The organism is Mycolicibacterium neworleansense (assembly GCF_001245615.1).
Taxonomy (GTDB): Bacteria; Actinomycetota; Actinomycetes; order Mycobacteriales; family Mycobacteriaceae; genus Mycobacterium; species Mycobacterium neworleansense.
This window is the reverse complement of the sequence record NZ_CWKH01000003.1, coordinates 264,226-276,741: the sequence shown is the minus strand read 5'-3', so window position 1 is coordinate 276,741 and position 12,516 is coordinate 264,226. Positions and strand designations below refer to the sequence as shown.

Annotated in this window: 12 protein-coding genes; 8 read left to right on the top strand and 4 right to left on the bottom strand. The window is 67.2% G+C overall.

Annotated features, from left to right (window positions below):
- The first annotated feature begins 29 nt into the window (after positions 1–29).
- Genes BN2156_RS25755 through BN2156_RS25745 form a run of 3 tightly spaced genes read left to right on the top strand, consistent with a single transcriptional unit; the run spans position 30 to position 2,398 of the window.
- A complete protein-coding gene (locus BN2156_RS25755; protein ID WP_090518556.1) occupies positions 30–551 on the top strand; it encodes a gamma carbonic anhydrase family protein in 522 nt (173 codons plus the stop codon).
- A 46-nt stretch (positions 552–597) separates the two neighbouring features.
- The gene (locus BN2156_RS25750) at positions 598–1,746 is read left to right on the top strand and encodes an NAD(P)H-binding protein (RefSeq protein ID WP_235625500.1); all 1,149 of its coding nucleotides are present in this window, start codon (positions 598–600) and stop codon (positions 1,744–1,746) included.
- A gap of 10 nt (positions 1,747–1,756) precedes the next feature.
- Complete coding sequence (locus BN2156_RS25745; protein WP_090517830.1) at positions 1,757–2,398, top strand: CPBP family intramembrane glutamic endopeptidase; 642 nt, start codon at positions 1,757–1,759, stop codon at positions 2,396–2,398.
- Here the strand turns inward: BN2156_RS25745 and tet(V) are convergent.
- The gene (tet(V), locus tag BN2156_RS25740; protein ID WP_090518554.1) at positions 2,395–3,684 is read right to left on the bottom strand and encodes a tetracycline efflux MFS transporter Tet(V); all 1,290 of its coding nucleotides are present in this window, start codon (positions 3,682–3,684) and stop codon (positions 2,395–2,397) included. The two genes, BN2156_RS25745 and tet(V), sit on opposite strands and share 4 nt — an antisense overlap.
- 54 nt (positions 3,685–3,738) lie before the next feature.
- Here tet(V) and BN2156_RS25735 point away from each other — a divergent pair, with 54 nt between their 5' ends.
- Positions 3,739–5,115, top strand: a complete 1,377-nt coding sequence (locus BN2156_RS25735) for a ferredoxin reductase family protein (protein WP_131725205.1) — start codon at positions 3,739–3,741, stop codon at positions 5,113–5,115.
- A gap of 113 nt (positions 5,116–5,228) precedes the next feature.
- On the opposite strand, the gene BN2156_RS25730 is transcribed toward BN2156_RS25735, so the two are convergent.
- Positions 5,229–6,032 (bottom strand): enoyl-CoA hydratase, encoded by an 804-nt coding sequence (locus BN2156_RS25730; protein WP_090517828.1) that lies wholly within the window; start codon positions 6,030–6,032, stop codon positions 5,229–5,231.
- Between the two features lie 134 nt (positions 6,033–6,166).
- Between BN2156_RS25730 and BN2156_RS25725 the strand changes: the two genes are divergently transcribed.
- The 3 genes from BN2156_RS25725 (at position 6,167) to BN2156_RS25715 (ending at position 9,132) form a co-directional block, all read left to right on the top strand.
- Positions 6,167–7,258, top strand: a complete 1,092-nt coding sequence (locus BN2156_RS25725) for a CaiB/BaiF CoA transferase family protein (RefSeq protein ID WP_090517827.1) — start codon at positions 6,167–6,169, stop codon at positions 7,256–7,258.
- A gap of 63 nt (positions 7,259–7,321) precedes the next feature.
- Entirely contained in the window at positions 7,322–8,077 is a 756-nt protein-coding gene (locus BN2156_RS25720) for a 3-hydroxyacyl-CoA dehydrogenase (protein ID WP_090518553.1), read from the top strand.
- 41 nt (positions 8,078–8,118) lie between these two features.
- Positions 8,119–9,132 (top strand): NAD(P)H-dependent flavin oxidoreductase, encoded by a 1,014-nt coding sequence (locus BN2156_RS25715; RefSeq protein WP_090517826.1) that lies wholly within the window; start codon positions 8,119–8,121, stop codon positions 9,130–9,132.
- A 68-nt stretch (positions 9,133–9,200) separates the two neighbouring features.
- On the opposite strand, the gene BN2156_RS31410 is transcribed toward BN2156_RS25715, so the two are convergent.
- Together BN2156_RS31410 and BN2156_RS25705 are read right to left on the bottom strand one after the other, a co-directional pair.
- A complete protein-coding gene (locus tag BN2156_RS31410) occupies positions 9,201–9,332 on the bottom strand; it encodes a hypothetical protein (RefSeq protein WP_003882239.1) in 132 nt (43 codons plus the stop codon).
- A gap of 159 nt (positions 9,333–9,491) precedes the next feature.
- On the bottom strand, positions 9,492–10,028 hold the full coding sequence (locus BN2156_RS25705) for a DoxX family protein (RefSeq protein WP_090517825.1): 537 nt from the start codon (positions 10,026–10,028) through the stop codon (positions 9,492–9,494).
- Positions 10,029–10,184: 156 nt separating this feature from the next.
- Here BN2156_RS25705 and BN2156_RS25700 point away from each other — a divergent pair, with 156 nt between their 5' ends.
- Positions 10,185–12,515 carry an MMPL family transporter gene (locus BN2156_RS25700; protein ID WP_090517824.1) on the top strand — a complete coding sequence of 777 codons (2,331 nt, stop codon included), beginning with the start codon at positions 10,185–10,187 and terminating at the stop codon, positions 12,513–12,515.
- Position 12,516: the final 1 nt, after the last annotated feature.

Genomic DNA, 12,516 nt, shown 5'->3' with positions numbered 1-12,516 from the left:
CGACCGCTCGGCCCTTTACCATGACCGGCATGCCTGAGCCCCTGATCGTGTCCGTTGCCGGTCATACCCCGCAGATCGACCCGGACGCCTGGGTTGCCCCCAATGCCAGTGTGATCGGCCAGGTTTCGCTGGCCGCCGGTGCCAGCGTCTGGTACGGCGCCACGCTGCGCGCCGAGGTCGAGCCCATCGAGGTCGGCGCGGGCAGCAACATCCAGGACGGCGTGACCGTCCACGTCGACCCCGGCTTCCCGTGCCGCATCGCCACCGGGGTGACGGTGGGTCACAACGTGGTGCTGCACGGCTGCACCGTCGAGCAGGACAGCCTGGTCGGCATGGGCGCGGTGGTGCTCAACGGCGCGGTGATCGGTGCCGGGTCACTGGTGGCCGCCGGTGCCGTGGTGCCGCAGGGCATGGTGGTGCCGCCGCGGTCGCTGGTGGCCGGAGTCCCGGCGAAGGTGCGCCGGGAACTCAGCGATGACGAGGTCGGCCACAACCAGCTCAATGCGGCGGCCTACACCCACCTGACGGGGTTGCACCGAGACGCGGAGTGACGCGTCCGACGATTGCCGCCGGCTCCGGCTGGGTACCAACCGGGGCGTGACGGACTCGGTGAGTAAACGGATTCTGGTGATCGGTGCGAGCGGCTACGTCGGTTCGCGCCTGGTGAGCGTGCTGCTGACAGGCGGGCACCGAGTAGTGGCGGCGGGGCGCAGCCTCGACAAGCTCGCCGACTACGGGTGGTTCCACGACGTCACCGCGGTGCAGCTCGATGCCGAGGACCCGTTGTCCACCGAGGCCGCATTCCGCGAGATCGGCCCGGTCGATCTGGTGTACTACCTGGCGCACGGCATCGGGCAGCCGGATTTCCGCGAGGCCGACAACCGCGCGGCGGCCAATGTGGCGGCCGCGGCCCGCGACGCCGGCGTCGAGCGGATCGTCTATCTCGGCGGCTTCGTGCCCGAGGGATCGCTGTCCGACCATCTCGCGGGCCGTGCCGAGGTGGCTGCGGCCTTGAACGTCGATGGCGGTGCCGAGGTGGTGTGGCTGGGTGCCGCGCTGATCGTCGGCGCCGGGTCGACGTCGTTCGAAATCCTGCGCTACGTGGCCGACCGATTCCCGGTCATGCCGGCCATGCCGTGGATGGACAATCGGACCGACCCGATCTCGATTCGCGACGTATTGCACTATCTGGTGGCTGCCGGGGACTCGGAGCGGGTTCCGGCCGGCAGCTATGACATCTGCGGACCGGAGACCACGACGTACCGGGCACTGGTGGCAACCTACGCGCGGTTGGCGGGCAAACGACGGCTGACGGTGCCGGTCCGCGGACTGACCGCGGGTATGACGGCACGGTTGTCGGCGGCGGCGCTGCCGGTTCCCGACGGCCTCGCAACGGATTTGATTGTCTCGCTTGATCATCCGACGATCGCGGCCGGTGAGAGCATCCGTTCGGTGGTGCCCGATCCACCTACCGGGTTGTTGGGTGTTGAAGAGGCGATCCGGCTGGCGCTCGGGCCCGGCGGGTCCGCTGCCGAGCGTGCGCCGGTCAATGCGCTGGCCGATCCACATGATCTGGCCGACACCGACCCGCAGTGGGCCGGCGGTGACACCGCACGGATCCGACAGCTCACCCCCGGATTCGTCCGGCCCGTCCTCGGGTTGATCCCGCCGATCCCGGGACCACTGGCGGCGGTGCTGCGCTCAGGTCTTGATGTGGCGGCCAGGCTGGTTCCGAGCGGGGCGTGACGCCGGGCCGATGACGACCACCACCGATCGGCAAGCCCCGAATGAGGGGCTGCGCCGGCCAGTCGTGGTCGCCGTCACCCTGTTGGCCGGAGCCGCGCTGCTGGCGGTTTCTCTCGGGACCGAACCGGGCGAAAGTTCTTTCTATTGGCTGACTCTGGCGCTGGCCGCGGTGTGGAGTGTGGGCGCCGTGGTGTCCGGACCACTGTTCCTGGGCAGCGCGTATCGGCCGGTGCTGCTCGGCAGCGCCGTGGGTCTTGGCCTCGGTCTAGGGTTCGTGCTGGGCGGGTTGGTCGCCCGGTTGATCCCAGGGATCCGCGAATACGTCAGTGCGGTACTCGAGTTCGCGAACCACGGCTCCCTGGCAGTGGTCGTGCTGATCACCCTGATCAACGGGTTGGCCGAGGAGTTGTTCTTTCGCGGCGCGTTGTACACCGCACTGGGTAACCGTCACCCGGCGACGATCTCGACGGTAATCTATGTCGCCGCGGTGATGGCGTCCGGCAATCCGATGCTCGGCTTCGCCGCCATCCTGCTCGGTGCGGTCTGCGCGTATGAACGCCGGATGACCGGTGGTGTGCTGGCGCCCATGCTGACCCACTTCTTCTGGGGCCTGATCATGGTGCTGGCACTGCCACCGATCTTCGGTGTCTAGCGCAGTGGGTGCGCCAGCTCGTCGCGCGGCATCCTGGCCGCCGTCACGGCCACCGCGGCCAGCAGGGCCGGCAGCAGCCCGGCCACCAGGAAGATGGCCTCCATCGAGACCACCTTGGACAACGGGCCGACGATCGCGAACGACAGCGGCATGAACGCCAGCGATACGAAGAAGTCCAGGCTCGATACCCGGCCCAGCATCTCCGTCGGCACCCGGCGCTGCAGCAGCGTTCCCCAGATCACCATCCCCGCACCGTCGGTGACACCGATGCAGAACGTGGCCAGCGCCATCAACGGGAACGACGATGTGACACCCACGATCACCAGCGGCACCGATCCCAGGCCCCACATCAGCATCATCGTGGTCAGGTAGCGCCGCGGCATCCGGCGGGAAGACACCGTCAACGCTCCCAGTGCGCTGCCGAATCCGAAGAACGCCAGGATGAATCCGTAGGCGCGGGCACCGTCGGCGAACCGGTCTTGGGCGATGAACGGCAGCAGCACCTCGATCGGCCCGAGGACGACGAGGACGAACATGCTGGCGAACAGCAGCGTCCACAGCAACCACGGGGTGCGCACCATGAATGCGAAACCCTCGCGCAGATCACGCAATACGTGCGGGCGCTCGTCATCGTCCTGCGCCGCAACCGAATCCACCGTGGGCCGGGTGGCGACCAGCAGGGCCAGGCCCAGGCCGAACAACACTGCCACCACGGCCGCGCCCAGTGACGGGAACGTCGCGGCGATCACCATGCCCGCCACCGCGGGCCCGACCGAACGCTGGAACACCGGGCGTACCACGCCCTCAACGCCATTGGCCGCCAACAGTTGTTCCGGCGGCAGGATGCGCGGCAGCAGCGCGCTGTAGGCGGGGAAGAAGAACGCCGCGGCGATACCGAGAATGCCTGCGGCGACGGCCAGATGCCAGATCTTGAGCAGGTCGAGCAGACCCAGCGCCGCGACGATCGTGACCGTCACCAGGTTGACCGTCTCCACCGCGATGATGATGGTGCGCTGGTTGACCCGGTCGGCGGTGATGCCGCCGACCAGAACGAACGCCACCAGGCCGAGCCCGAGGCAGGTGGCAACCAGGGACAGCGAGGCCGGATCGTTGTCGATCGCGATGACCTGCAACGCCATCACCACCGACCACATGCCCTCGGCGAAGATCGACAACGTGACCGCGGCGATCAGCAGCCGGTATTCGCGGATGCGGAACGGAGCGAGCACACGCCAGCCGCCGGTCTGGTCGACCGGCGGCTCCCCTTTCGCTACGGAGTGCTGCATGCTCACAGCATTCGATGGTGCCTACCCCGGGCCGGTTGAGTCCAACGATTTTCGGTGACCGTCCACGTCCTGCGGGTACTCTGTGGACGCATCGCTGAGGGGGAATTCGGAATGCGCACCGCGGTCAAGGGAATGATCTGGTTCGGCGCCTATCTGGCCCTCGTCGGGGCGCCGTTGATCTTCGCCGGGATCGGTGTCGCCGACGAGCACCGAGGCTTTTGGCGGGAGTTCGCGGTGGCGCTCGGCTTCGTCGGACTCGCCATGCTGGGCCTGCAGTTCGTCCTCGTTGCGCGGATCAAGGTGCTGGCCGCGCCGTTCGGCGAGGACGCCTTGGTGCACTTTCATCGCTACATGGGTTACGCCGGAACGCTGTTCATCCTGGCCCATCCGATCCTGTTGATCGTGCTGGTGGATCCCAGCTACATCGAGCGGGTGAACCCCCTGACCGCGCCGTGGGCAGGACGGTTCGGGACCTTGTCGATCGTGTGCCTGCTCGTCGTCATCGCGACGTCGGCGTGGCGGTTGGCGCTGCGCATCTCCTACGAGGTGTGGCAGGGCATCCATCTGGTGTTGTCAACCGTTGCGATCGTCGCTGCGGTGGCGCACGTCGAGATGATTCACCACTACGTCAACCATCCGTTGAAACGCGGGCTGTGGATCGTGATGAGCGCGGCATTTCTGATGATCTTCCTGTGGGTGCGCGTCATCCGCCCCATCATTCGGATGCGGCGCCCGTGGGAGATCGTGTCGGTGCACCGCGAACGAGGCGGCGTCAACACGATCACGATGCGGCCCGCGGGGCATCGCGGTTTCACGTTTGCCCCCGGGCAGTTCGGCTGGCTGTCTGTGCGCCGGTCTCCGTTCGCATTGACCCAGCACCCATTCTCGTTCGCGTCCAACGGTGATGACGCATCGGCTCTCCAGATGAGTGTCAAGGAGCTCGGGGATTTCACCCGCACCGTCAGTTCCATCGCGCCGGGAACCCGTGCCTACCTCGACGGCCCGCACGGTGTGTTCACACCCGATCGCTACAGCGGCCCCGGCTTCGTGTTCATAGCCGGCGGGGTAGGGATCGTGCCGCTGATGAGCATGCTGCGCACCTTCGCCGCGCGCGGCGAACGTCGGCCGTGTCACCTGTTTTTCGGCGTGAACCGCATCGAGGACGCCACCTTCGACGAAGAGCTCGAGACGCTGACGTCGAGGCTGTCCTTGACGGTGACATACGTCGTGAGTGATCCTCCGGACGACTGGACGGGCGAACGTGGTCACATCACGGCGGAAACGCTGCGCCGCCATCTGCCCGCCGGCCATGAAGGACTGCAATATTTCATCTGTGGCCCCGGGGTGATGATGGACGCGATGGAGGACGCGCTCGGTGCGCTCGGCGTCACCGACGACCGAATTCACACCGAGCGCTTCAACTTCGTCTGAGTTCTAGGAGATGAGCTGCCATGCGTCACCGGCACACCCGCTGGACCGCGGTCGCGGTGACCGCACTCATCCTGCTCGCCTGCGTGGCGTTCGCGCTGGTGCAGCAGTGACTTTCAGGAGTCGGTGAACTCCGGGCGCCGGTTCTGCTGGAAGGCCTGGGTGCCCTCGCGGAAGTCGTTGGACACCAGCAGTTGCAGCTGGCCCTTGCGCTCGCGGGCGAAGGCACCCTCGAGCTCGGTGAGCGTCGCGGCGTTGACGGCCTGCTTGGTCTCGCGCAGAGCCACTGCCGGGCCGGAGCGCAGCTTCGCGATGATCTTGTCCACGGCGGCGTCGAACTCGTCGGCCGGGTACACGGCGCTGATCAGACCCCAGTCGTAGGCGTCGGTCGCGGTGAGCCGGTCGGCGAGCAGGGCCAGGCGCATGGCGCGGATTCGGCCGATGTTGGCGGCGACGAGGGCTGAGGCGCCGCCGTCGGGCATCAGTCCGATCTTGGTGAAGGCCAACAGGAAGAAGGCGGCCTCGGAGGCCAGGACGACGTCGCAGGCCAGGGCCAGCGACACGCCCACGCCGGCGGCCGGCCCCTGCACGACGGCCACGACCGGCTTGGGCAGCGCGACGATGGAGGCGACCGCGCGGTTGGCGGCGTCGAGCACGCCCTCGGCGTCATGGCTGTCGGCGTTCTGGTCTTCCTCGCTGATGCCCGCGCCCGAGCTGAATCCGCGGCCCGCTCCACCCAGGCGGACCACCCGCACCTCCGGGTCGGAGGCGGCCAGGTCCATGGCGTCGGCGATCGCGACGAGCATGCCCTGGGTCAGGGAATTGAGACTGTCGGGCCGGCTGAGCGTCACCGACAGCACGCCGCCCTCGAGCGATACGGATACGTCTTTAACGTCGGGGTATTCGCGGGTCACGGTCATCTATGCACCTTAGGTCCGGCGGGCGGGAGGCCCGTTGGCGGCGGGGCCGGTTATGGCCATGCCGGTCGAGAAGGTTATACAAGTAAGCTATGTCACCGGTCAACCAAGGCCTAACACGCGAAGGGCGGAAGAGCATGGCAGGACCACTGCAGGGTTTGCGCGTTGTGGAGTTGGCCGGTATCGGCCCCGGTCCGCACGCGGCGATGATTCTCGGCGACCTGGGTGCCGACGTCGTGCGCGTCGAACGACCGGGCCGGAGCGGGGGAGTGCCCGCCGGTGAACGCGATTCGATGCTGCGCAATCGCCGCTCGGTGGCGGCGGATCTCAAGAGCGACGAGGGCCGCGAGCTGGTGCTCAAGCTGATCGCCAAGGCCGACGTGCTGATCGAGGGCTACCGGCCGGGTGTGACCGAACGTCTGGGGCTCGGTCCCGAGGATTGCGCCAAGATCAACGACCGGCTGATCTACGCCCGGATGACGGGGTGGGGTCAGCAGGGCCCGCGCGCCTTGCAGGCCGGCCACGACATCAACTACATCTCGCTCAACGGCCTGCTGCACGCGGTCGGCCGCAAGGGCGAGCGGCCGGTGCCGCCGCTGAACCTGGCCGGTGATTTCGGTGGCGGGTCGATGTTCCTGCTCGTCGGCATCCTCTCGGCCCTGTTCGAGCGGCAGACCTCGGGCAAGGGGCAGGTGATCGACGCCGCGATGGTCGACGGGTCGTCGGTGCTGATGCAGATGATGTGGAGCTTCCGTAGCCAGGGCATGTGGTCCGACGAGCGTGGCACCAACATGCTCGACACTGGCGCGCCCTACTACGACACCTACGAGACCGCCGACGGCAAGTACATGGCCATCGGCGCCATCGAACCGCAGTTCTACGCCGAGTTGCTCAAGGGGCTTGGACTGGAGGACGCCGACCTTCCGGGTCAGAACGACATGGCCCGCTGGCCCGAGCTGCGTGAGGCCTTCGCCAAGGCTTTCGCGGCCCACGATCGCGATCACTGGGCCAAGGTGTTCGCCGGCACCGATGCCTGTGCGACGCCGGTGCTGTCGTTCGCCGAGGTGCTCACCGAACCGCACATCGCCGAGCGTGACACGTTCTTCGACGACGGGGGCCACCTGCAACCGATGCCGGCACCGCGGTTCTCCCGCAGCACCACGGCCGAGCCGACGCCGCCGCGTCCCCGCGGAGCCGACACGGAAGCCGTTCTGCAGGACTGGGTTTAGTTCGACCACTGTTTGGTTCGACCAAAGGGGCCGGCGGAAGCCGGCTGGAAAGGAATGCGGTACATGGAGATCAAGGACGCGGTAGCCGTCGTCACCGGCGGTGCCTCCGGCCTGGGCCTGGCCACCACCAAGCGACTGCTGGATGCGGGCGCATCGGTGGTCGTGATCGACCTCAAGGGTGAAGAGGTCGTGGCCGAGCTGGGTGACCGGGCCAAGTTCGTCGCGACCGATGTCACCGACGAGGCTGGCGTGACCGAGGCGCTGGACGTCGCGGAATCGCTTGGCCCGGTGCGGATCAACGTCAACTGCGCGGGTATCGGCAATGCGATCAAGACGCTGAGCAAGAACGGTGCGTTCCCGCTCGACGGCTTCCGCAAGGTGGTCGAGGTCAACCTGATCGGCACGTTCAACGTGATCCGGTTGAGCGCGGAGCGCATCGCGAAGACCGAGCCGCTCAAGAACGAGGAGCGCGGCGTCATCATCAACACCGCCTCGGTGGCGGCGTTCGACGGTCAGATCGGGCAGGCCGCCTACTCGGCGTCCAAGGGCGGTGTGGTCGGCATGACCCTGCCGATCGCACGCGACCTGTCGCGTGAGCTGATCCGTGTGTGCACCATCGCGCCCGGTCTGTTCAAGACGCCGCTGCTGGGCTCGCTGCCCGAGGAGGCGCAGCGCTCGCTGGGGCAGCAGGTGCCGCACCCGGCCCGGCTGGGCGATCCTGACGAGTACGGCGCCCTGGCCGTGCACATCATCGAGAACCCGATGCTCAACGGCGAGGTGATCCGTCTCGACGGCGCCATCCGCATGGCCCCGCGATGAGCGCTTGCGCGAAGAGCAGAAAACACAGCTAAGGAATCCTTATGGCATTGAAGACGAAGTTCACCGAGACGTTCGGAGTCGAGCACCCCATCGTGCAGGGTGGTATGCAGTGGGTCGGCCGCGCCGAGCTCGTTGCGGCCGTGGCGAATGCGGGTGCGCTGGGTTTCATCACCGCGCTCACCCAGCCCACTCCGGCCGATCTGGCGAATGAGATCGCTCGCGCTCGCGATCTGACGGACAAGCCGTTCGGGGTGAACCTGACGATCCTGCCGACGATCAACCCGCCGCCATACGACGAGTACCGCCAGGTGATCGTCGATTCCGGCATCAAGATCGTCGAGACCGCGGGCTCCAACCCGGCGCCGCATCTGCCGATGTTCCATGACAACGGCATCAAGGTGCTGCACAAGTGCACCTCGGTGCGTCACGCGGTCAAGGCGCAGAGCCTGGGCGTGGACGGCATCAGCATCGACGGGTTCGAGTGCGCCGGGCATCCCGGCGAGGACGACATCCCGGGTCTGGTGCTGATCCCGGCCGCATCGGCCAAGATCGACATCCCGATGATCGCCTCGGGTGGGTTCGCCGATGCGCGTGGCCTGGTGGCCGCGCTGGCGCTCGGCGCCGACGGCATCAACATGGGCTCACGGTTCATGTGCACCGCCGAATCGGCGATCCATCAGAACGTCAAGGAAGCGATCGTGGCGGGCACCGAGCTCGACACCGAGCTGATCTTCCGCAGCCTCGGGAACACCGCCCGGGTCGCAAGCAACACCGTCTCGCGTGAGGTGGTGCAGATCCTCAAGGACGGTGGCCAGTTCGAGGACGTCAAGGATCTGGTGGCCGGCAAACGCGGCGTGAAGGTCTATGAGATCGGTGATCTCGACGCAGGCATCTGGTCGGTCGGAACCTCGATGGGCCTGATCAACGACATCCCCACCTGCGGCGAACTCGTCTCGCGGATGGTGTCGGAGGCCGAGGAGCTGATCAGTGGGCGCCTGGCGAACATGATCGGCGCGGGTGAGGCCGAGCCGGAGAAAGAAGCAGTCCTCGCCTGAAGCGAGGACTGCGGCCCGTAACGGGCAAACTCAAGATGGGAAACGCGCGCCGCGAGGCGCGCGTTTCCTCATACTGCGGTGGGCAGTTCTTGGAAGTCGTCAAACTGCTCGGAGGTTTCACCCTCGACGAGAACATCGCCGTGGTAGAGGGCCTCGAAGTCAACCTTGATGACATCGGCACTGGTGTCGTCGATCCACATGACACTGAGCGTATGGGTCACCATTAAGGAATCTTTGAGTCACGGTTCGGAAAATGGTGGCAATCCTACTTTTGGGTAGGTTTCTGGCGAGTAGCCCAGCCGCCGGCCGGTGTGTAGTGGCCGCGCCGATTCCTGCCGCAGAAGGGCCCAGCCCGGGTCTCATGCAGTAGGGCTGGTGAAGTGGATGGGGTTCGTCCCGTTCAGCGCGATCCAGGTCACCACCGCGACTGCGACGCCGATCACCAAAATGCCCACCGCGGCCCTGGCCGACAATCGGGAGCGGCCGAACGCCCGATCATCGACCGAGAACCGGCCGGAGCCGGTGAACAACAGCGCCGCGGCGGCGAACGCGACCAGGAACGGAACGTTGAACGGCTGGGACCAGAAGGCGTCCGCCGAGACGTTGACGGCCCAGGCGTCGACCATCGCGCCGATCACCGCGCAGGCCGCAAGTGGCGTGAGCAGGCCCAGGAGCAGGCCGATGCCGCCGAGGGTTTCGGCCGCGGTCACCAGGAACGCGCCGAACTGGGGGAGGCGCCAGCCGCTGGATTCCATGAATCCGACGGCGCTGCCGAAGTCGAATGCCTTGATCAGGCCGGCCTGCAACATGGTTGCGCCGGTGCCGATGCGCAGAATGAGCAGCCCGGTGTCGGTCATTGCGGTGGTGCTGGGCGCGGCGTCGAGGGTGTTGGTCATGACTTATTAGACGCATATCGGCGGCCCGATTCATCGCAGGTGCGTTCTTGGGTGAACCGCTGCGCGTCGGAGCCCGTATCCAGAGCGAGGCCCACATTGACGTCGGCAACTTACCGCTGTTAACTTAACGGCGATATCCATCGGGAAGGATGCCGAGTGCTGCACCGAATCGCCCATCTGGCCATCGCCGCGCCGCGCCGCGTCCTCGTGGTCGCCGCGCTGGTCATGGTGGCTGCCGGCATCTTCGGAATTCCGGTGGCCAACAGCCTGTCGGCCGGCGGCTTCCAGGACCCGACGTCGGAATCGGCCGAGGCCACCCAGCTGCTCTCGGACAAGTTCGCCCGGGGTGACATGCAGTTGGCCATCACAGTCACCGATGACCGCGCCGGGGCGGACAGTCCCGCGGCCAGGGCCGTGGGCACCGACATCGCCGCCCAGCTCAAGGCGTCGCCGTACGTGACCGAGGTCAGCTCGACGTGGACCGTGCCACCACCGGCGGCGGCCACCCTGATGAGTGAGGACGGCAAGACCGGTCTCGTCCTGGCTGGAATCACGGGCGGGGAGAGCGGGGCGCAGAAGCACGCCAAGGAGCTCACCGATCAACTCGTCCACGACCGTGACGGCGTGACCGTGCGGGCCGGCGGCGAGGCGATGATCTACGTCCAGATCAACGGGCAGAGCGAAAAAGACCTCCTGATGATGGAATCCATCGCGATTCCGCTGAGCTTCGTCGTGCTGGTGTGGGTGTTCGGCGGATTGCTCGCCGCGGCGTTGCCGCTCGCTGTCGGCGGATTCGCGATCCTCGGATCCCTGGCCGTGCTGCGCGGGTTCACGATGGTCACCGACGTCTCGATCTTCGCGCTCAACCTCACCGTGGCCATGGGCCTGGCGCTGGCCATCGACTACACCCTGTTGATCGTCAGCCGGTACCGCGACGAACTCGCCGAGGGCGTCGACCCGGACCGCGCGCTGGTGCGCACCATGGTCACGGCCGGGCGCACCGTGCTGTTCTCGGCGATGACGGTGGCGCTGTCGATGGTGGCGATGGTGCTGTTCCCGATGTACTTCCTCAAGTCGTTCGCCTATGCGGGCATCGCGGTGGTGGCGCTGGCGGCGTTCGCGGCCATCGTGGTGGCCCCGGCGGCCATCGCGTTACTGGGTGACCGGCTCGACGCCTACGACGTGCGCCGGTTCATCCGCCGCATCCTGGGCCGGCCCGAGCCGGTGGCCAAGCCCGTCGAGCAGACCTTCTGGTACCGGACGACCAAGCGCGTCATGCGTCGCTCGATCCCGATCGGGCTCGCGGTGATCGCGTTGCTGCTGATGCTGGGCGCACCGTTCCTCGGCATCAAGTGGGGCTTTCCCGACGACCGCGTGCTGCCGTCCTCGGCCTCGGCCCGCCAGGTCGGCGACGAGCTGCGCAACGATTTCGCCGTCGATTCCTCCACCGCTGTCACCGTGGTGCTACCCGATGTGACGGGACTGCCGCCGACCGAGATCGACCGTTACGCCGGGGACCTTTCGCGGGCTGCCGACGGGGTCTCGGTCTCGGCGCCCGGCGGCACCTTCATCGACGGTCGCCGGGTCGGCCCGCCGACCTCGGGAACCGGAATCGCCGATGGCAGTGCCTATCTGACCGTCGGCAGCGACGTGCCGCTGTTCAGCGACGCCTCCGAGGCCCAGCTCGACGCCCTGCACGCGGTGCCGGCACCGGCCGAGGTGAAGTTCACCGGCATCGCCCAGGTCAACCGGGACAGCTCGCACGCGATCACCTCACGCCTGCCGATGGTGCTCGGCATCATCGCCGCGATCACGTTCGTGCTGCTGTTCCTGCTCACCGGCAGCGTGGTGCTTCCGCTGAAAGCATTGGTGCTCAACGTGTTGTCGCTGTCGGCGGCGTTCGGTGCGCTGGTGTGGATCTTCCAGGACGGCCACCTCGGCGCGCTGGGTACGACGTCGACGGGCACGTTGGTCGCCAACCTGCCGGTGTTGTTGTTCTGCATCGCATTCGGGCTGTCCATGGACTACGAGGTGTTCCTGGTTTCGCGGATCCGCGAGTACTGGCTCGAATCCGGGCAGACCCGCGCCGACGGTACCGACCTTGCTCCTCGCGTCCGCAATGACGAGAGCGTTGCGCTCGGTCTGGCCCGCACCGGCCGAGTGGTGACCGCCGCGGCACTGTTGATGTCGATCTCGTTCGCGGCGCTGATCGCCGCGCAGGTGGCCTTCATGCGGATGTTCGGCCTCGGCCTGACCATTGCGGTACTGGTCGACGCCACGTTGGTGCGAATGTTGTTGGTGCCGGCCTTCATGCATCTGATGGGGCAGTGGAACTGGTGGGCGCCCGCCCCGTTGGCGCGCCTGCACAAGCGATTCGGGATCAGCGAGTCAGGTCCGGCCGAGTTGGACCCTGACGGGCCCGGCGACGGTCCCCCGGGTGGTGGCAACCGCGAACGGGCCGGCGCCGGTGTGACGGACGCGGGCTGAG